The organism is Rahnella bruchi, from assembly GCF_003614975.1.
In the GTDB taxonomy this organism is placed as follows: domain Bacteria; phylum Pseudomonadota; class Gammaproteobacteria; order Enterobacterales; family Enterobacteriaceae; genus Rahnella; species Rahnella bruchi.
On record NZ_QZWI01000003.1, the window covers coordinates 473366 to 491501 of the forward strand.

Genomic DNA, 18136 nt, shown 5'->3' on the forward strand with positions numbered 1-18136 from the left:
CACGATGGGTTTTCGCTGCTTTTCTTTTGGTCATAGCAATGACCGTAGTTGCCTTTACCATTACTTTATTTAAGCATCTGATTTTATACTTTATAGCAGGAATATTTTATGGCTCTTTTTCTCAGATGTCATTTCTCAGTATAAAAATTGGCTTATTCACTGGTGTATTAATAACAATCGGTTTATGGATAAAGCATCGATTTAATAATCGCTAATATATTTAATCCCGGCTAAGTCGCTGGAATCTCTTTATCTGTCATTCAGCCACAGCACTTCGTTGCATACCCCGCTGATCTCCGGAAAAGAGGAATTCTGAGTCACTTAGTAATTAAGCTAAAGCCGCTAATCCAGACGCTCTTTAAAAATCTGGCATCAGCATCTTCGCCGACGTCAACGCCGCCTCAAGCAAAAACCAAGGCGACGGCACCACCTGGACGAATTCGGAAATCGGCGTGGGCGACAACCTGAATATCAATGCCGGTAACGCTCTGAACATCAGGGGTGCACAGGTTTCCGGCGAGCAAATCACCGCTGAGATTGGCCGTAATCTGACTGTCGAAAGCCTGCAGACACCGTACAGGCGATCACCGCCGCCGTACAAGGCCTGACGGGCGGCGACTGGGGCTCCGCCGTGGCGGGCGCAGCCGCGCTTTACATGGCTGAATACATCAAAACCCACACCGCCGAGGGCGCCGAACGCATCATCAGCCACGCGCTGGCCGGTGCCATCGTCGCTGAAATGCAAGGCGGCAATGCCGCTGCGGGCGCGGCAGGTGCCGGGCTTTCAGCCGCAGGCGCGAAGTACATCGCCGCAGCATTCTATCCCGGCAGAGACATCAAAGATCTGAGCGAAGAAGAGAAGCAAGGCGTGGTTGCGCTGGCAACGCTGGCTTCCGGCATCGCCGGCGGCGTTGTCGGAGGAGATGTAAGCTCGGGGATAGATGGGGCTAAGGGTGGGAAGAATGAGGTTGAGAATAATGCGCTGAGTGATATTGCGCAGGCACAATCGGAAGGCAAGACGCTGGAGCAAAAGGCCGCTGAGTTCGTTGAGGCGGAGAACGAGCGTTATAAGAAAGAAAACTGCGGCGGGCTAAGTGCAGAAACCTGCTCAGCCAAAATGTACGATGAACGCAGGGAAGCGCTGAAAGGTACAACATCGTTTGGCGCTGATTTTGTGCCGGTGGTGGGTGATATTAAAGGCTTTGCGGAAGCTGATTCAGCTATAGGCTATCTGGCGGCGGTTATTGGGCTGATTCCGGGACTGGGAGATGTAGCTGGTAAAAGCCTCAAAGCAGCAGAAAAGGCTCTAGCAAAAGGTGATCTTGAGTCTGCTTCTAAGCTGATTAACCAAGCCAGCAATGAAATACAATCAGTAAAAGCTCTTGATGTCGGTTCTTATAAAGATCTCAAAGCGCGAGAAGTCGTTGGTGATGGGCTGGAGCATGATCATATTCCATCGTTTGCTGCCCTTCGTAAGGCAAAGGAAACTGAGCTGGGTAGAAAGTTGAGTCCAGCAGAAGAAAAAGCTTTATACCAGAATGCTACGGCAGTTGAGGTTCCTAAAGATGTACATACAGCAGGGCCGACATATGGTGGTAAGAATAACGCCACTCAGGTTCAAAATGATGCAATGGATCTTTGCGGAGCTGTGTGCCGTGATACTGATTCTTTAAGAAAGAATATGTTAGAGCGAGGATATGACCCTAAACTGGTCGATGATGCGATAAAACAGATTCAGGATAGGAACCAGCAAATGGGAGTGATTAAATAATGTTGCCATGGAATTACTTTATTGAGATTTTAGGGTGTTCAAAATTTGATGATAACTTTGTTGAATTATCTGAAAAATTCAATGAGTTACCAAGTTTCGATACAGGTGTACTGGGTGACAGGAATTATTACTCCTTCTTCCAAGCAGGTGTTTTGGTGTTGTTAGAAAATGAAACAGTAAATCAAATTAGTTTCTACATACAGCCGGATGAAGGGTTCTCAGCCTATAAAGGGGCTTTACCATTCAAAGGGCTAGAGTCTGAAATTATCCAATTGCTAGGTGAGCCCTCTGCCAGTGGCGGGGGAAAAATGGATATGCTTCTGGGCTACATAAATCGCTGGATCAAATATGAAAAAGAAGGTTATGCCTTGCACCTGCAATTTGATCAAAACGGGAAGTTGTGTAGAGCCAGTCTGATGTGCTTATAGTGAGAGATCCCGGCCACCGAGCCGGGATTTTTTATTTGTCACTCAGCCAGTGCGCGGCTCACCAGTTGCCCCCGTTCAACGGCTACGGTAACCGGTGTATCCGTCTCGAATCTCGCCTCTTCCAGCCAGTCATCCACTAGGTGCAGTCTGGGCAAGCGGGGCACGAAAATGCACGTCGGGGCTTCGTCGTCCGGCCATCAGAATGCACTGGCAAAAACTGGTTGTAACCTGCTGACTAAACTAGGAAAACTGCTGTTCGCTGGCCGACTTCGCAACGGATAAAGTTGTTGTTGAGAATAACTATCTGAGTGATAAGGACATCAAAACCTTCACTGAGAAGTATGCTCAGGCGAAGACCGATGCTGAGAAAGAGCAACTTATAGCTGACCTGAAAAAGCTGGACGCTGATAAGTAGAAACAGGCACTATCTACAGGAATATCAATAGCCGATCAGAAGGATGTACTGGCTGATCTGAAAACACTTGCTGCATCACCAGAATGTACCGCGAAGTGTCAGGAACTGGCTGCTTACTCCATCTCAGAACTGGAACCCGTCGCTAACAACACGCAACTGCATGAAGACAATCTTAAAAAGGGAATACTGGCGGGTGTTATTTATGCTCTGACAGTAGAGAAACCTGCGTCCGGCGGTTCTGGTTCTGGCCTGTCTTCATTGACGAAAGAGCAGCAACAGTTAATCAGAAATGCTGAAACAATCACGACAGCCAAAGGGATACAGAATCCATTCCCAAGGGATTTGAATGAGAAGGTTCTGTGGAATGGAGTTAAGGCTAATCCATCGGCTGGACAAAAACTTGATGGGATGAATAAAGATCCTCGTTTCCCTGCATCAGCAGGATTCCAGAAGATGCAAGTTACTCATGAATTACCCGATGGTTCTAATATCACAATACATTATCAATATAATTCAAATACGGGTAAGGCTTACGACATGAAAATTACATCTCCACAAGCGAATCCGTTGCAACCAGGCCCATCAATAAGGGATAAATAATGAAAATAAAAACTAAACGTTCTGAAAAAATCATTGAAGTTTTTGCAATGTATTGCATAGCTCAGGAAACTTATTTTCTTGGACATTCAAAAGGATATGCAGGGTTACTTGCATACAAAGCTAAAGATGTAGAAATCATAGATCCCGATTTATCTGGGAATTTTACCTATTTTGGTAACAATGGCTATGGGATTTATTATTCCGCGCTTATTAAAGAAGAATTACTCGATGATTTACTTGAAGGTGACGAAACTGCCTATAAACGCTTCCTTGAGATCCTGAAAGCTGAAGGTCGAATAGATCCAGACTTCTAATAATCATTAAATATTCCGGCCGCCGAGCCGGGATATTTTTACCTGTCACTCAGCGACAAGCGGCCGGATCACCAGTTGCCCCCGTTCAACGGCTACGGTAACCGGTGTATCTGTCCCAAATCCGGCCTCTTCCAGCCAGTCGCCTTTTAGTTGCAGGCTGGGCGGCGGCGGTGGCAGCGGTTGTATCAGTCTGAGTCAGGACAAAATGAACTCCGACTATGCCAGCGTCACCGACCAGAGCGGCATATTCGCAGGCAACGGCGGCTTCGACATTAGCGTCGGCAACCATACTCAGCTCAACGGCGGCGTGATTGCTTCCGATGCCACGTCGGACAAAAACCGTCTCGACACCGGCACGCTGGGCTGGAACGACATCCGCAACAAAGCCGATTACAGCGTCGAAAGTAGCAGCGCGAGCATGAGCTCCAGCGGCAACAACACGTCACTGTTCATGCCAACGGCATGCTCGCCGGGCTGGACAACGACGGCAGCGCCGCCAGCACCGCAGGTTCCGCTGTAGCGGACGGCACGATCGTTATTGGCGAAGAAGAGAAACAAGATATCGTTACTTCAGGGACTCCGGCTTCGGGAATCCCCCCCTCCCCCCTCATTACCCGCGCGCATTCCTCGCCGCCCCGATCATCCCGTCCAGCCATTCCTGATGGCCGTTGATCATCGGATTAGGGCGCGTTACCGCCAGTTCGCGTGCCGGTTTTCCATTTTGGGTTTCCTGCGTCAGGATACGCACGCGGCCACCGGAAAGTTCTTCAATCAGCCACGCGTGATGCACGTCGAGCCGGGTTTCGGCATCGCCTTCTGCCCAGCCGTGCCACGCCATGCGCGCTGGCTGGCCTTTGACCGGCGGGACGTATTCGTTAACCTGCGCTTCTACAGGAAAACCGAAGGTGCTGAACCGAAATCTTGCGCCGTCGCTCAGGCCTGGCCCGCTTCCGTCGTGGAAAGCTATATCAGACGCATTACTGTAATACACCGGCCATGCGGCGGTGTTATCGAGCTGCGCCCAGAGTTCCTCAACGGTCAGGCCGGTGATGATCATTTCGTTAGACGCGAAGTTGTCGGTTTCGCCGGGGATGTAGCCTTCAGGCCAGTTGATCGCATTCATGTGTGTTTCCTTTATTTCTGTGGAATAGCCTGCTGGCTGGTGTTCACAAAGAATACGTCTCACCGAGATATTACGGAAATCACCACTGGTGATAATAGATATGTCGTATTTTTATATCTAAATGCAGGGCAAAAAAACAGACAGAAGAAAACTTCTGCCTGTGAATTAATTCCCTGAATTACAACGATTATCAGCTGATGCTGTAACGCTCAAGCCAGTGTGCATAAGGCGCAGGCAGAACCCATGACGGATTATCTTCGCCCAGTTCTTTCGCCAGCGCATACGGATAATGCGGGTTGGCGAGCATCGCACGGCCAATCATGACCAGATCCATATCTTCTTCGCTGATGCAGCGCTCGGCGATTTGCGCGGAAGCCACGCCCCATGAACTGGCCACCGGTAAACCGGCTTCTGCACGCACGCGACGCGATACCGGCGCCAGGAAACCGGCACCCCACGGTATCTGCGCTTCCCATGTTGAGAATCCAACGCTGACGTTGAGCATATCCAGCCCTTTCTCACGCAGGATGCGCGTCAGTTTGATGGATTCCGCCAGCGTTTCTTCGTCGCGGCCATCGTATTCAATCACGCCAAAACGCGCGGTGATCGGCAGGTTTTTCGGCCAGACGGCGTTTACTGCGTCGAAAGTTTCAATCAGGAAACGGCTACGACCGGCGAAGTCACCGCCGTATTCGTCGGTACGGGTGTTCGAATGCACGGAAAAGAAACTTTGCGCCAGATAGCCGTGGGCAAAATGCAGTTCCAGCCATTCAAAACCGGCATCGCGGGCACGTTTTGCGGCGGCAACAAAATCCGCCATTACACGCTGGATATCAGCTTTGGTCATTTCTTTCGGCACTTTTGGCAGATGTTTGCCGAACGCAACGGCAGAGGGCGCAATCGTTGCCCAGCCACGCGGATCGCCTTCCGCAATATGGTCATCCCCTTCCCACGGCAGATTGGCGCTGGCTTTACGGCCTGCGTGACCGATCTGGATCCCCGGCACAGCGCCTGCGGCTTTGATGGATTTAGCGATTTTCGCCAGTTCAGCGGCCTGTTCATCGTTCCAGATCCCCAGACATCCCGGGGTGATCCGGCCTTCCGGCGAAACCGCTGTCGCTTCGACAATCACCAGGCTCGCACCGCCGCGTGCCAGCGTTGAGTAATGTACCTGATGCCAGTCGTTCGGCACGCCATCAGTGGCGGAATACTGGCACATCGGCGGTACCGCAATGCGGTTTTTCAGGGTGACGTCTTTAAGCGTAAAAGGCGTAAAAAGTGCAGACATAATATTTCCTCGGTGGATTGGCGCATTCAGCACACAGAGTGCTGCCAAAGAGCTATAAGCAGAAGTATAGAAATATTATAGTGCCTATCATCTTTCGTTATAACTCAATCGGTGCCCTGCTCATGCGCAATCTGAAGAGTCTCGACCTCAATCTGCTAAAGACTTTTGATGCGCTGCTTGATGAGCGCAGCGTAACCCGCGCCGCTGAACGTCTTTCCCTGACGCAGCCCGCCGTGAGCAGTATGCTGACACGTCTGCGGGAAAGTTTTGATGATCCGTTATTTGTGCGTTCGCGCTACGGCATTGTGCCGACCGAACGCGCGCTGGCGCTGGCTAAACCGATGAAACGGGTAATGGCGGAAATCGACGCCCTGTTGCAGCCGGAAGTGTTTGTGCCCGCTGATTGCAAGATGACATTTACTCTCGCCGCCACTGATTACGCACTCAGTGTGATTATTGTGCCGTTCTTTTCCCTGTTGCAGAAGCTGGCGCCGGGTATTCATCTGTCGGTTCAGCGGGCTGAAGATACAACCATTCAGGGGCGACTGGAGCGCGGTGAAATTGACCTCGCGCTGCTCACCCCGGAGACTACACCGCCTGATTTACATATCCGCCATTTGTACGATGAGCGGTACGTTTGCACGCTGCGTAAAGGCCATCCGGCACTGGATAAAGACAGGATTTCGCTGGATACTTTTTGTCAGTACGACCACGCGCTGGTGTCACTGAGCGGCGAAAATTTTGCCGGGATGACGGATACCGCGCTTCAGGTACTTGGTAAAAAACGCAATGTGGTGTTGTCGGTGAACAGTTTTCTGGTGCTGCCGCCGGTATTGCAGACCACGGATCTGATTGCCGTCGTACCGGAACGGCTGGTGCGCAACGCCGCAGGGCTGGAAGTCATGCCCCCGCCACTGGACATTCCCGGCTTTACCAAAGTTGCCGCCTGGCATGAGCGCTCGCATCTTTCTGCCGCCCATCAATGGCTGAGACAGCAACTGGCCGACGTCTGTCGCGAACAGTAATGACGCTTTCTGAAACTACAATAAAACTATCTTAAAAAGGGTACGAACCATGGAAAAACTCCCTGCCATCACCATCACGTATTGTTCTCAATGCAACTGGCTGCTGCGCGCCGCGTGGATGGCGCAGGAACTGCTGAACTCATTCAGCACCGATCTGGCCTCTGTGACGCTTGTCCCCGGCACCGGCGGCATTTATGAAATCAAAGTCGACGACCAGCTCATCTGGGAACGTAAACGCGACGGCGGTTTTCCGGACGCCGCGCCGCTCAAACAACGCGTGCGCGATATCTGCTTCCCGGAAAGATCGCTGGGGCATGTGGATAAGAAGAAGATTGGTGAGGACGATCAGACAGGCTCTGCAAGCTGAACAGCGACTGGGTGAGTTCTAAAACAGGGATGATCGTTTCACTGCAACACGTCGCCATCTCAGAAGATCCGATTCCGGTGCTCAAACATATGGCCAGTGCTGGTGGATTTACCAACGACTATGTCGGTTATGCCAACAAAACGGCGAAGTTCTCCGATCCAACCGGTGTGCCCACGGATTACGATCCCACCGGTCGCCCGTGGTATCAGCAGGCAGCAGTCCACCGGCGCCGCGTCTGCATTGCAGGAACAGGCAACGGGTCTGGCAGTCGCGGTGGGACATTTTCGGGTGTAATCACGCCGCCTGACTAAGATGTTCACCGTAGCGCCCGGACTTTATCCTCCGGGCGTTTTTTTCTTTCCTTCTCCGCCAGCTCACATTATTCCACCGACCTCAGATTTTTGTTATGTCTGTTTTATGCTAGGATTTTGACAAGCAACTATAAAGACAGCGTGTCATTTTTGAGGAACAATTAATGAAGTATCCCGTTGAGTTTCGATGGACTCAAAAACATGAGGATTATTGTGTACGCCATAAGATCCATCTTAAATTCCCGAATATAGTGAAAGGGATATATAAAAAGAGAAATATATTCCTTTTTAAAAAAGGGGAGAGAATCAAATTTACCACGGATGTTTGGATCGAAGAATATTCCTCAATGCCGCGGAAAAGTTTCTGTTCGATGGGGGCGTATTCTTATGCGTGCAGTAAATTACCCAATAACCTCAAAACCGGCAGATTTTGCAGCCTGGCCGCAGGGGTGCGGATTATGGGGCCGCAACATCCCATACACCGGTTTACGACCAGTCCCCTGACGTATCATGATTTTTTCCCGAAAGTGGCGCAGGAGCAATTCGGAGAAACGCTGAACATTGCCGGGTTCGACTATATGCCAGCGGCGACGGTATTGGGCCATGATGTCTGGGTGGGGGAACACGCGGTATTAAAAGGCGGCATCACCATCGGTAATGGTGCCGTTATTGCGGCCAACGCGGTGGTCACCAGTGATGTGCCGCCTTACGCCATCGTCGGCGGTATTCCGGCTAAGATCATTAAATACCGATTTGCACCAGAGATCATTGATCGCCTTCAGGCGATTGAATGGTGGGAATATAAAATCACTGATCTGCCCGATGTTACCCAATCGGATGACATTCTTTATTTCCTCCAACAGATGGAAGATAAAATAGCCCATGGCGAAATAAGAAAACATCAATATAAAGTCGTTAATATCGCGCACGAGTTAGCGAAAATATAAGAACAGCCACGCCGACGCATAGTACCTCAGGGATGTGGCCGGCGGTTCATTACTTTCCTGTTTTCACCGCGAAACTTGCAGACAGTTTGTCGAACACAATCGCTATCACCACCACCCGCGACGGTCAGCCAGCGGAAAGTACAGTCAAAAAAGTGCTGGGGATCTGACAGCAAAAAGGCCAGACGCGGTGAATCGTCCGGCCTTTTCACGTGCACCTGCGGGCGCTAGGCTTTCAGTTCCCTTTCAACCAGCGTCGTCAGCACGCCGATACCCAGCGGAATGATATCGTCATTAAAGTCATATCGCGGGCTGTGCAAAGATGCCGAAGGCGTTGCGCCATCAGCACCTAACCAGAAATACGCACCCGGACAGGCCTCAAGTAAATAGGCAAAATCTTCCGCCGCCATCGACGGCGCGTTGTTGAAATGCACCTTCTGAATGCCCGACGTATTTTCAGCGGCCTCGCGCACAATGTTCGCCTGCGCTGCATGGTTTTGCGTCACCGGATAGCCATATTCCCAGCGCACTTCTCCTTTCACACCAAACGGCTGCGGCACCGCATTGACATATTCCTCAATCAGCTGCCAGCAGGTTTCGCGGGTTTTACTGCTCAGGCAACGCAGCGTGCCCGACATTTGCAGGGTTTCCGGGATCACGTTGATGGCCTCACCGGCCTGAAGCTGTGTCAGGCTGATCACCGTTTGTTCCAGCGGCGACAGACGCCGCGAAATCAGACTTTGCAGGGACAGGATAAGTTGCGCACCAGCCACCACCGGATCGGCACCGAGTTCAGGCATCGCCGCGTGGCACCCTTTACCGGTCAGCGTGATGTAGAAATTGTCCTGTGACGCCATCATCGGCCCCTGACTGACCGCCACCTCGCCGACCGGCAAGCCCGGCCAGTTGTGCAGCGCGTAAACCGCCTGCATTGGGAAGCGCTCGAACAGCCCTTCTTTCACCATCATTTCGCCACCACCAAAGTTCTCTTCGGCAGGCTGAAAGATGAAATGCACTGTTCCACGAAAATGGCGGTTTTCACTAAGATGTTTCGCCAGTCCCAGCAAAATCGACGTATGACCGTCGTGACCGCAGGCGTGCATCAGCCCCGGATTCTGCGACTGGTGAGCGAAATTATTCAGTTCATGGATGGGTAACGCATCAATATCTGCGCGTAAACCAATGGACGGCCCCTCGCCGTTTCGCAATGTTGCGATAACGCCGGTCTCCGCTATTCCGGTGTGGACTTCAAGACCAAATGACAATAACAGCTCACTGATTATTTTTGCGGTGCCATGTTCATTCAGACCCAGTTCTGGGCGCATGTGGAAGTCCCTGCGCCATTGTTTTGCCTGTTCAATTATGTGTTGGGAAATGACCGCCATAAACCCTCTGTACTGTTCTGAATCCGAAGCTGTGCGATGCGCTCACCGGCAAGTAATGGGTTCAAAGTATCACATCCCGTCGTGAACAGATAAACGTGAAATCGGGTTGTTTTACCTGGGGAGATCGCGGCGGGGTGAAATTGAAGCAGGCGGAAATGATCCCGCCTGCTGAACAGTATTCAGTTTATTTGTGATCGCGGCGATACATTTCCCATTCATCGATTCCCCGGCCATCCGGGAATACGCAGTCGGCACGGACGCCGTTTGGCGTTTGCACACTCACCGATTTGCCGCCCCTCTCATGGCAATATACCGCCGCCGGATTCGCCATCCCGGTCTGATGTTTTTCCGGTTTATGGTGATAACTGACGCAACCTGCCAGCGCTGAAACTATGACGATGAGAAAGAGTTTGTTCATTCCGTGCCTTCATTAAAAGAGTAAACGACAGAGAATTCTATTCCCCGCCGCCCTGATTTATCTACTCCTGCTTTCTGAAAAGATTGCTCTTTTTGCTTCATTTATCAGGCATTCAGCTTTCAGGACAACGCTGATGCATCCTCACCCGCCGGAATACGCATCGGCGCATTCGGATTTGCTACCGCCATCCACACTGCTTCGGCGACATCTTTCGAATAAGTCACCAGCATTGTGGTGTCCTGAATGGCACAAAACACGCCCAAAGCGAAGTCCTGATAGGTTTCGGGAATTTTTTCTGACATCAGTTTGCGGGCATTGGCACCAAAACTTGTGCCAGGTGCACGCCCTTGCAGGATGTGATGACGGGATAGTATTTTCCTGTCTGACAGACATGAAAAAGGCGGCAACCGCCGCCTCTTCTGCATACTGCTAATTAATGCTCAGCTTATTTGTACATTTCTGCTGTACCGTAAAGCTGGTTATTACCGGATGCACCGATAATACGATATGAACTTGCGCCCGCCTGGGTGGCTTTTGCATTCAGTTCTGATTGCAGACCTGAAATCGAACCGGTGGTTGATGCGCCGACCACACCGATGGATTGCTGACCTGCCGGAGCGGACTGAACTTCAGTGGCTGCCAGAGTGGTGAATGATGCTGTTGCCAGTGCGATAGCGGCGAATGTCATAGCGATGTTTTTCATGATATTAATTCCTGTTCGTTAATTTTTCTTCGGGGTGCCTTCTTCAGGAACCTCAGTTTCAGGTCAACGTCATTTATTAATTAACGTTCGATAAGTAAATATTAGGCGTCGGCGAGAGGTTGTGCAAGCAGTTTATTTAACGACCGTTAACTAATTATGCGATCGCAAGGAAATGGCGGATAAAAGGTGTAAAGCTGGTAAGGGAAACGGCAGGGGCGGAAAACGCTCTGCCAGTTTCGCCACATCCAGCTGACGCAGATAGCGCAGTGCCTGAATGCCATAGAAAAGTCAGGATGCGCCGCTGATTCCCGACCATCCGCCGGGATTGATAATTTCTGCTCATGGCCCCGTCCGGTATTCAGGACTATTCCGATCGCCATCGCCGACTATGCTTAAGGCTTCGCTATAAAAAAATGCGCGTCATCAGCGCAGGCATAAAGCATCTCATTTGGTAATCCCGGAGGTCTGGCATGAGCAACCACGACGAAATCCACACATCCCACCTGAAACTGAAAGTGAATGGCCAGGTCCGACAGCTGGTCGTTGATACGCGCACCACGCTGCTGGATGCGTTACGCGAGAACCTGCAACTGACTGGCACTAAAAAAGGCTGTGACCACGGTCAGTGCGGAGCCTGCACGGTGATCGTCGATGGGCGGCGCATCAATTCCTGTCTGACGCTGGCGGTGATGCAGCAGGATGCTGAAGTCACCACCATTGAAGGACTAGGCACACCTGATAATCTGCACCCGATGCAGGCAGCCTTTATCAGGCACGACGGCTACCAGTGCGGTTACTGCACGCCGGGGCAAATCTGCTCTTCCGTGGCCGTTTTGCAGGAGATCGAAAACGGCATCCCGAGCCACGTCACCCACGATCTGGTTTCTCCTCCTCAGCGCACCGCAGATGAAATCCGCGAACGCATGAGCGGCAATATTTGCCGCTGCGGCGCGTATTCCAACATTCTTGCGGCAATTGAAGACGTCGCCGGGGGACAAAAATCATGAAGGCTTTCACGTATGAGCGGGTGCAAACGCCCGCAGGTGCCGCCAGCAGCACACTGCAACATCCCGGCGCAAAATTTATCGCGGGTGGCACCAATCTGCTGGATCTGATGAAACTTGAGATCGAGCAACCGTCGCATCTGATCGACGTTAACGGTCTGGCGCTGGACACTATTGAGCCAGACGGCAACGGCGGCCTGCGCATCGGCGCGCTGGTGCGTAATACCGATCTGGCGGCAGATTTACGTATCCGCCGTGATTATGCCGTGCTTTCACGCGCCTTGCTGGCCGGAGCCTCCGGCCAGTTACGCAATCAGGCCACTACCGCCGGTAACCTGCTTCAGCGCACCCGCTGCCCGTATTTTTACGACACCAATCAGCCTTGCAACAAACGCCAGCCCGGCAGTGGCTGTGCAGCCCTGAAAGGGTTCAGCCGCCAGCATGCAGTAGTCGGTGTCAGCACTGCCTGCATCGCCACACATCCGAGCGATATGGCCGTTGCCATGCAACTGCTGAATGCCGTCGTCGAAACCATCAATCCTGACGGCGCGGTACGGCGTATTCCCCTTGCCGATTTCTACCGTGCGCCCGGCGAAACGCCTCACCTGGAAACCGTGCTGGCCACCGGAGAGCTGATCACCGCCGTGACCCTGCCGCCGCCAGCGGGCGGAACGCAGATTTATACTAAGGTTCGTGACCGGGCGTCTTACGCCTTCGCGCTGGTCTCCGTCGCCGCGATTGTTCAGGCAGACGGCACTGGCCGGGTCGCACTGGGTGGCGTGGCGCATAAACCCTGGCGGCTGGCAGAAGCCGATGCACAGGTGGCGCACGGTGCCGGAGAGGTGTACGCGCGGCTCTTCGCTGACGCGCATCCGACACCTGAAAACGAGTTTAAGCTGATTCTGGCGAAACGAACGCTCGCCTCAGTGCTGGCGCAAGCGAGGGCATAATCCGATGAAATTTGACACTCCTGCACAACAAAATCCTATCGACCAGATGAAGGTTGTCGGCCAGCCCCGCGACCGTATCGACGGCCCGCTGAAAACCACCGGGACCGCACCCTACGCTTTTGAATGGCACGATGAAGTACCCGGTGCCGCTTATGGTTATGTGGTGGGATCGGCCATCGCCAAAGGCCGGATCACCGCGATGGATCTGCACGCCGCCGAAAACGCGCCCGGCGTGCTGGCAATCGTCACCGCAGACAACGCCGGTGAGCTGGGCAAAGGCGATATGAACGCTGCCAGACTGTTCGGCGGTCCGCAGATTGAGCACTACCATCAGGCGATTGCGGTGGTGGTCGCACAGACGTTCGAACAGGCGTGCGCCGCGGCCTCGCTGGTGAAAGTGGAGTATCTGCAGGAAGCGGGCGCATACAGTCTGGCGGAGCAAAAACCTGCCGTCACCAGCCCGCCGGAAGATACACCGGATAAAACCGCGGGTGATTTTGCCAGCGCCTTCGCCGCTTCGCCGGTTCAGCACGACGCCCTGTATACCACGCCGGACCAGAGTCATATGGCGATGGAACCCCATGCCTCATTGGCGGTCTGGGAAGGCGATAAGCTGATCCTGCGCACCTCGAACCAGATGATTGCCTGGTGCCGCAGCGAACTGTCCAAAACGCTCAGAATCCCTGAAGAAAAGATCCGCGTGATCTCGCCTTATATCGGCGGCGGTTTCGGCGGCAAACTGTTTCTGCGCAGCGACGCCGTACTGGCAGCGCTGGCGGCCCGTGCGATAAACAAACCGGTCAAAATCGCCCTGCCACGGCCGATGATCCCAAACAACACCACGCATCGTCCGGCCACTATCCAGCACATCCGCATTGGTACGGATGAGAAAGGTCAGATCACCGCCATCGCGCATGAGAGCTGGTCCGGCAATCTGCCCGGCGGCACACCGGAGACGGCGGTGCAGCAAAGCGAGCTGCTGTATGCGGGTAAAAACCGCCTGACCGGGCTGCGGCTGGCACAGCTGGACTTACCTGAAGGTAACGCCATGCGCGCCCCCGGTGAAGCACCCGGCCTGATGGCACTGGAAATCGCCATCGACGAAGTGGCGGGAAAAGCCGGTGTCGATCCCGTTGAATTTCGTATTCTCAACGACACACAGGTGGATCCGCTACATCCGGAGCGATTCTTCTCACGACGCCAGCTGATCGAATGTCTGCGCACCGGCGCCGAGAAATTCAGCTGGAACCGTCGTAACGCGACCCCGGCGCAGGTTCGTGACGGGCGGTGGCTGATCGGTATGGGCGTCGCGGCGGGCTTTCGTAACAACCTGCTGGAGAAATCCGGCGCGCGGGTGCATCTCGACACTCAGGGCATGGTGACAGTCGAGACTGACATGACCGATATCGGCACCGGCAGCTACACCATCATCGCGCAGACCGCCGCCGAAATGCTGGGCGTGCCGCTGGAGAAAGTGGTGGTAAGGCTGGGGGATTCAGACTTTCCGGTATCAGCCGGTTCCGGCGGCCAGTGGGGTGCGAATACTTCCACTGCGGGCGTCTACGCCGCCTGCGTAAAACTGCGCGAAACCATCGCGGAAAAGCTCGGGTTTGATGCACAGAAATCGGTATTTACCGACCAACTGATTTGCCAGGGCGACCGCACAGTCCCGCTCGCGGAGGCCGCAGCCAACGGGACCCTCACCGTCGAAGACACCATCGAATTTGGCGAACTGGGTAAAACATTCCAGCAATCGACATTTGCGGCGCACTTCGTGGAAGTCGGCGTGGATATCGCAACCGGCGAAACCCGCGTCCGCCGCATGCTGGCGGTGTGTGCCGCTGGCCGAATTCTTAACCCAAAAACCGCACGCAGCCAGGTGATCGGCGCCATGACCATGGGCGTCGGCGCTGCGCTGACGGAAGAGCTGAACGTCGATACGAATCTGGGGTATTTCGTCAATCACGATCTGGCTGGCTACGAAGTCCCGGTGCATGCCGACATTCCCGATCAGGAGGTGATTTTCCTCGACGACACCGACCCGGTTTCCTCGCCGATGAAAGCCAAAGGCGTCGGTGAACTGGGCCTGTGCGGCGTCAGCGCCGCCATCGCCAATGCCATTTATAACGCGACAGGTGTCAGGGTCAGAGATTATCCGGTGACACTGGACAAAGTGATCCGAGGATTGCCGGAGCTGGAGTGATATTCTCATCGGCATCTGAATACTCTTCAAATTTTTCTTTGAGTTGCATTTTTTCCTTACCCGGAGAGAACCTGAGGGCGCTGTCTGAAAAACCTGAATGGCGAGACAGAAATAGAAAGCAAACTGAGATGCTAATCGAAATGAGTGTTTGATAATCAGGGAGTTTAAAACAGAAATGGTGCCGACTACCGGAATCGAACTGGTGACCTACTGATTACAAGTCAGTTGCTCTACCTACTGAGCTAAGTCGGCATTTGGAGTGTTACCGGGGAACTACGGGGTGCTAAATTAGTGAAATCTGACGCTGCCGTCAAGCCCTCTAAAGTGCGTTTGCTGCTTTTCTCATCACCCTAGGTGAAATAGGGACTTAGCACCGGTTTCATGACTAAAAATCCACCGGTGCTATGCGTTACGGACGGACTAAATCGTCGCCGTAGCCAATCCATTTGTAGGTCGTCAGGGCTTCTAATCCCATCGGGCCGCGGGCGTGAAGTTTTTGTGTACTGACCGCCACTTCTGCGCCTAAACCGAACTGTCCGCCGTCGGTGAAACGGGTGCTGGCGTTGACGTAAACCGCTGAAGAATCCACTTCACGCACGAAACGGTCGGCACTGCTGATGGATCGGGTGAGTATCGCATCGGAATGCTCGGTGCCGTAGGTGCGGATATGCGCCACAGCGGCATCCAGATCGGCCACCACGGTCACGTTCAGATCCAGCGACAGCCATTCGTCCGAATAATCTTCTTCGGTCACGGCCAGCACTTTCGCCGGGCCATTTTGCAGATAAGGTATCGCGGATTCGCTGGCGTGCAGCGTGACACCTGCGCGGTGCATTTTATCGCTCAGTTCCGGCAGGAAGCGGGCAGCAATCGCCTGATGCACCAGCACAGTTTCCAGGCTGTTACACGCGCTCGGACGCTGCACTTTCGCGCTTTCCAGCACGATCAGCGCTTTATCGAAATCAACGCTTTCATCCACAAACGTATGACACACGCCAATACCGCCGGTGATCACCGGAATAGTGGACTGTTCGCGACACAGTTTGTGCAGCGCCGCGCCCCCGCGTGGGATCAGCATATCGACGTATTTATCCAGACGCAGCAGTTCCGCCACCAGCGCGCGATCCGGACTTTCAATGGCCTGAACCGCCGCTTTCGGCAGACCGCACTCTTGCAGCGCCAGCTGAATAACGTTTACCGTCGCCTGATTGGTGTGATGCGTTTCTTTGCCGCCGCGCAGGATAACGGCGTTACCGGTTTTCAGGCACAGGCTGGCGACGTCGATGGTGACGTTCGGGCGCGCTTCATAAATCACGCCGATCACGCCGAGCGGTACACGGCGACGTTCGAGACGCAGACCGCTGTCCTGCTGTGAACCATCAATCACCTGCCCTACCGGATCACTCAGACGACACACATCGCGCACGTCGCTGGCAATCGCCGATAAGCGCGCGGGCGTGAGCAGCAGGCGGTCTAACAATGCTTCGCTCATGCCGCTTTCACGTGCAGCGGCCATGTCGAGTTCGTTGGCAAGAATAATGCTCTGGCTGTTGGCTTCGAGCATGTCGGCCATCAGCATCAGCGCGCGGTTTTTCTGCGCGGTGCTGAGGGTGGAGAGCTGCCAGGACGCGGCTTTCGCGGCCTTGCCCATCTCGTTAAGCATGGAAAACTCCTTAACTGACAATCATGTCGTCACGATGCACGGCAACTGGGCCGTATTCGTAACCGAGAATTTCGCTGATCTGCTGAGAGTGATGACCGGCAATCATGCGCATCGCATCGCTGTTATAGCGGCTGACACCGTGCGCGAGGTCGCGTCCGTTCAGGTTGCGGATGCGGATCACTTCGCCACGCGAGAAATCGCCTTTCACTTCGCGGATACCTTTTGGCAACAGTGAGCTGCCGCGTTCCATCATGGCGGAAACCGCGCCGTCGTCGATGGTGATTTCACCGGCAGGCGGTGCGCCGAAGATCCAGCGTTTGCGGTTCTCCAGCGGCGTCTGCATCGCGTGGAAACGTGTGCCGACGGACACGCCGTTAATCACATCGCCAATCACGCCCGGCAGATTGCCTGCAGCAATAATGGTATCGACACCCGCACGGCACGCGACATCCGCGGCCTGTAACTTGGTCGCCATACCGCCGGTGCCAAGACCTGAAACGCTGTCACCCGCCACACCACGCAGTTCGTCATCAATGGTCATGACTTCGCGGATAAGTTCCGCCTGCGGGTTGGTGCGCGGATCGGCAGTAAACAATCCGCTCTGATCGGTCAGCAGCAGCAGTTTATCGGCACCAGCCAGAATTGCCGCCAGCGCGGAGAGATTGTCGTTATCGCCGACTTTGATTTCAGCCGTCGCCACCGCATCGTTTTCGTTAATGACCGGCACAATATGGTTATCGAGCAGCGCATGCATGGTGTCGCGGGCGTTCAGGAACCGCTCGCGGTCTTCCATATCAGCACGCGTCAGCAGCATCTGACCAATGTGGATGCCATAAATAGAGAACAATTGCTCCCACAGCTGGATTAAACGGCTTTGCCCGACGGCAGCCAGCAGCTGTTTGGAAGCAATGGTGGCGGGGAGTTCGGGGTAGCCAAGATGTTCACGCCCGGCGGCAATAGCGCCCGACGTCACAATCACAATCCGATGCCCTGCCGCATGTTGTTGCGCGCACTGGCGGACAAGCTCAACAATGTGAGCACGGTTGAGGCGGCGTGAACCGCCAGTGAGCACGCTGGTGCCCAGTTTTACAACCAGTGTCTGACTACCACTCATAATCGTTCCATTAGTGTGAATAAGAAGTGCTTCTGTGTCTTTTTTAACAGGGGAGAAGCGTTATGCCAACCGGCATAACGCTATAATAGCAGCATTCAGTATGGGAATGG

The 18136-nt window shown here is 53.7% G+C and carries 22 protein-coding genes, 1 tRNA gene and 1 pseudogene; 13 read left to right on the top strand and 11 right to left on the bottom strand.

Features of this window, described 5'->3' with window-relative positions; genetic code table 11:
* Positions 1–377 precede the first annotated feature (377 nt).
* The 3 genes from D5398_RS09345 to D5398_RS09355 are packed head-to-tail and all read left to right on the top strand — an operon-like array spanning position 378 to position 2199.
* A complete protein-coding gene (locus D5398_RS09345) occupies positions 378–608 on the top strand; it encodes a hemagglutinin repeat-containing protein (protein WP_244216741.1) in 231 nt (76 codons plus the stop codon).
* Positions 609–631: 23 nt separating this feature from the next.
* On the top strand, positions 632–1771 hold the full coding sequence (locus D5398_RS25620; RefSeq protein WP_120507346.1) for a VENN motif pre-toxin domain-containing protein: 1140 nt from the start codon (positions 632–634) through the stop codon (positions 1769–1771).
* Positions 1771–2199 carry a hypothetical protein gene (locus D5398_RS09355; protein WP_120507347.1) on the top strand — a complete coding sequence of 143 codons (429 nt, stop codon included), beginning with the start codon at positions 1771–1773 and terminating at the stop codon, positions 2197–2199. The genes D5398_RS25620 and D5398_RS09355 overlap by 1 nt, the downstream gene beginning before the upstream one ends.
* Positions 2200–2237: 38 nt before the next feature.
* Here D5398_RS09355 and D5398_RS25770 read toward each other — a convergent pair whose 3' ends face one another.
* On the bottom strand, positions 2238–2363 hold the full coding sequence (locus D5398_RS25770; RefSeq protein ID WP_279635004.1) for a SymE family type I addiction module toxin: 126 nt from the start codon (positions 2361–2363) through the stop codon (positions 2238–2240).
* Positions 2364–2872: 509 nt separating this feature from the next.
* Between D5398_RS25770 and D5398_RS09365 the strand changes: the two genes are divergently transcribed.
* The gene (locus D5398_RS09365; RefSeq protein WP_244216735.1) at positions 2873–3214 is read left to right on the top strand and encodes a hypothetical protein; all 342 of its coding nucleotides are present in this window, start codon (positions 2873–2875) and stop codon (positions 3212–3214) included.
* Positions 3214–3528 carry a hypothetical protein gene (locus D5398_RS09370; protein ID WP_120507349.1) on the top strand — a complete coding sequence of 105 codons (315 nt, stop codon included), beginning with the start codon at positions 3214–3216 and terminating at the stop codon, positions 3526–3528. The genes D5398_RS09365 and D5398_RS09370 overlap by 1 nt, the downstream gene beginning before the upstream one ends.
* Before the next feature lie 45 nt (positions 3529–3573).
* Here the strand turns inward: D5398_RS09370 and D5398_RS09375 are convergent, their stop codons facing one another.
* Positions 3574–3717 carry a SymE family type I addiction module toxin gene (locus D5398_RS09375; RefSeq protein ID WP_120507460.1) on the bottom strand — a complete coding sequence of 48 codons (144 nt, stop codon included), beginning with the start codon at positions 3715–3717 and terminating at the stop codon, positions 3574–3576.
* A gap of 16 nt (positions 3718–3733) precedes the next feature.
* Between D5398_RS09375 and D5398_RS09380 the strand changes: the two genes are divergently transcribed.
* Positions 3734–4048: a hypothetical protein gene (locus D5398_RS09380; protein ID WP_120507350.1), complete on the top strand. Its 315-nt coding sequence runs from the start codon at positions 3734–3736 to the stop codon at positions 4046–4048.
* Between the two features lie 90 nt (positions 4049–4138).
* Here D5398_RS09380 and D5398_RS09385 read toward each other — a convergent pair whose 3' ends face one another.
* Together D5398_RS09385 and D5398_RS09390 are read right to left on the bottom strand one after the other, a co-directional pair.
* Positions 4139–4651, bottom strand: a complete 513-nt coding sequence (locus D5398_RS09385) for an SRPBCC family protein (RefSeq protein ID WP_120507351.1) — start codon at positions 4649–4651, stop codon at positions 4139–4141.
* 190 nt (positions 4652–4841) lie between these two features.
* Positions 4842–5939, bottom strand: a complete 1098-nt coding sequence (locus tag D5398_RS09390; protein ID WP_120507352.1) for an NADH:flavin oxidoreductase/NADH oxidase — start codon at positions 5937–5939, stop codon at positions 4842–4844.
* Between the two features lie 122 nt (positions 5940–6061).
* Here D5398_RS09390 and D5398_RS09395 point away from each other — a divergent pair, with 122 nt between their 5' ends.
* From D5398_RS09395 to D5398_RS09410, 4 genes and pseudogenes are all read left to right on the top strand, one after another.
* Positions 6062–6964 (top strand): LysR family transcriptional regulator, encoded by a 903-nt coding sequence (locus tag D5398_RS09395; RefSeq protein ID WP_120507461.1) that lies wholly within the window; start codon positions 6062–6064, stop codon positions 6962–6964.
* A gap of 49 nt (positions 6965–7013) precedes the next feature.
* Positions 7014–7331, top strand: coding sequence for an Rdx family protein (locus tag D5398_RS09400; protein WP_120507353.1), 318 nt, complete (start codon positions 7014–7016; stop codon positions 7329–7331).
* 2 nt (positions 7332–7333) lie between these two features.
* Positions 7334–7546, top strand: a pseudogene (locus D5398_RS09405) (methyl-accepting chemotaxis protein); the annotation flags it as partial.
* A gap of 260 nt (positions 7547–7806) precedes the next feature.
* Positions 7807–8589: a CatB-related O-acetyltransferase gene (locus D5398_RS09410; protein ID WP_120507354.1), complete on the top strand. Its 783-nt coding sequence runs from the start codon at positions 7807–7809 to the stop codon at positions 8587–8589.
* A 224-nt stretch (positions 8590–8813) separates the two neighbouring features.
* Here D5398_RS09410 and D5398_RS09415 read toward each other — a convergent pair whose 3' ends face one another.
* From D5398_RS09415 to bhsA, 4 genes are all read right to left on the bottom strand, one after another.
* Positions 8814–9971: a M20 aminoacylase family protein gene (locus D5398_RS09415; RefSeq protein WP_120507355.1), complete on the bottom strand. Its 1158-nt coding sequence runs from the start codon at positions 9969–9971 to the stop codon at positions 8814–8816.
* A gap of 184 nt (positions 9972–10155) precedes the next feature.
* On the bottom strand, positions 10156–10389 hold the full coding sequence (locus D5398_RS09420; RefSeq protein WP_120507356.1) for a putative hemolysin: 234 nt from the start codon (positions 10387–10389) through the stop codon (positions 10156–10158).
* Positions 10390–10508: 119 nt separating this feature from the next.
* On the bottom strand, positions 10509–10691 hold the full coding sequence (locus D5398_RS09425) for a hypothetical protein (RefSeq protein WP_120507357.1): 183 nt from the start codon (positions 10689–10691) through the stop codon (positions 10509–10511).
* 143 nt (positions 10692–10834) lie between these two features.
* A complete protein-coding gene (gene bhsA, locus D5398_RS09430) occupies positions 10835–11092 on the bottom strand; it encodes a multiple stress resistance protein BhsA (RefSeq protein ID WP_120507358.1) in 258 nt (85 codons plus the stop codon).
* Between the two features lie 470 nt (positions 11093–11562).
* Here bhsA and paoA point away from each other — a divergent pair, with 470 nt between their 5' ends.
* From paoA to paoC, 3 genes are read left to right on the top strand one after another with little or no spacing between them, the layout of a single operon-like run.
* A complete protein-coding gene (gene paoA, locus D5398_RS09435) occupies positions 11563–12099 on the top strand; it encodes an aldehyde dehydrogenase iron-sulfur subunit PaoA (RefSeq protein WP_120507359.1) in 537 nt (178 codons plus the stop codon).
* Positions 12096–13046, top strand: coding sequence for an FAD binding domain-containing protein (locus D5398_RS09440; RefSeq protein WP_120507360.1), 951 nt, complete (start codon positions 12096–12098; stop codon positions 13044–13046). The genes paoA and D5398_RS09440 overlap by 4 nt, the downstream gene beginning before the upstream one ends.
* Before the next feature lie 4 nt (positions 13047–13050).
* Positions 13051–15249, top strand: coding sequence for an aldehyde oxidoreductase molybdenum-binding subunit PaoC (gene paoC, locus D5398_RS09445; RefSeq protein ID WP_120507361.1), 2199 nt, complete (start codon positions 13051–13053; stop codon positions 15247–15249).
* Between the two features lie 176 nt (positions 15250–15425).
* On the opposite strand, the gene D5398_RS09450 is transcribed toward paoC, so the two are convergent.
* From D5398_RS09450 to proB, 3 genes are all read right to left on the bottom strand, one after another.
* Positions 15426–15501 (bottom strand) — tRNA-Thr (locus D5398_RS09450).
* Between the two features lie 157 nt (positions 15502–15658).
* Positions 15659–16912, bottom strand: coding sequence for a glutamate-5-semialdehyde dehydrogenase (gene proA / locus D5398_RS09455; protein WP_120507362.1), 1254 nt, complete (start codon positions 16910–16912; stop codon positions 15659–15661).
* Between the two features lie 10 nt (positions 16913–16922).
* Positions 16923–18026 carry a glutamate 5-kinase gene (gene proB, locus D5398_RS09460; RefSeq protein ID WP_120507363.1) on the bottom strand — a complete coding sequence of 368 codons (1104 nt, stop codon included), beginning with the start codon at positions 18024–18026 and terminating at the stop codon, positions 16923–16925.
* Between the last annotated feature and the right edge of the window lie 110 nt (positions 18027–18136).

Excerpts from the sequence above, each read along its gene's own strand:
- D5398_RS09420 (WP_120507356.1), bottom strand. The coding sequence starts at position 10,389 with ATGAACAAACTCTTTCTCATCGTCATAGTTTCAGCGCTGGCAGGTTGC.
- D5398_RS09425 (WP_120507357.1), bottom strand. The coding sequence starts at position 10,691 with ATGTCAGAAAAAATTCCCGAAACCTATCAGGACTTCGCTTTGGGCGTG.
- bhsA (WP_120507358.1), bottom strand. The coding sequence starts at position 11,092 with ATGAAAAACATCGCTATGACATTCGCCGCTATCGCACTGGCAACAGCA.
- D5398_RS09395 (WP_120507461.1), top strand. The coding sequence starts at position 6,062 with ATGCGCAATCTGAAGAGTCTCGACCTCAATCTGCTAAAGACTTTTGAT.
- D5398_RS09390 (WP_120507352.1), bottom strand. The coding sequence starts at position 5,939 with ATGTCTGCACTTTTTACGCCTTTTACGCTTAAAGACGTCACCCTGAAA.
- D5398_RS09380 (WP_120507350.1), top strand. The coding sequence starts at position 3,734 with ATGAACTCCGACTATGCCAGCGTCACCGACCAGAGCGGCATATTCGCA.
- paoC (WP_120507361.1), top strand. The coding sequence starts at position 13,051 with ATGAAATTTGACACTCCTGCACAACAAAATCCTATCGACCAGATGAAG.
- paoA (WP_120507359.1), top strand. The coding sequence starts at position 11,563 with ATGAGCAACCACGACGAAATCCACACATCCCACCTGAAACTGAAAGTG.
- D5398_RS09370 (WP_120507349.1), top strand. The coding sequence starts at position 3,214 with ATGAAAATAAAAACTAAACGTTCTGAAAAAATCATTGAAGTTTTTGCA.
- D5398_RS09355 (WP_120507347.1), top strand. The coding sequence starts at position 1,771 with ATGTTGCCATGGAATTACTTTATTGAGATTTTAGGGTGTTCAAAATTT.
- D5398_RS09400 (WP_120507353.1), top strand. The coding sequence starts at position 7,014 with ATGGAAAAACTCCCTGCCATCACCATCACGTATTGTTCTCAATGCAAC.
- D5398_RS09410 (WP_120507354.1), top strand. The coding sequence starts at position 7,807 with ATGAAGTATCCCGTTGAGTTTCGATGGACTCAAAAACATGAGGATTAT.
- D5398_RS09385 (WP_120507351.1), bottom strand. The coding sequence starts at position 4,651 with ATGAATGCGATCAACTGGCCTGAAGGCTACATCCCCGGCGAAACCGAC.
- proA (WP_120507362.1), bottom strand. The coding sequence starts at position 16,912 with ATGCTTAACGAGATGGGCAAGGCCGCGAAAGCCGCGTCCTGGCAGCTC.
- proB (WP_120507363.1), bottom strand. The coding sequence starts at position 18,026 with ATGAGTGGTAGTCAGACACTGGTTGTAAAACTGGGCACCAGCGTGCTC.
- D5398_RS09440 (WP_120507360.1), top strand. The coding sequence starts at position 12,096 with ATGAAGGCTTTCACGTATGAGCGGGTGCAAACGCCCGCAGGTGCCGCC.
- D5398_RS09415 (WP_120507355.1), bottom strand. The coding sequence starts at position 9,971 with ATGGCGGTCATTTCCCAACACATAATTGAACAGGCAAAACAATGGCGC.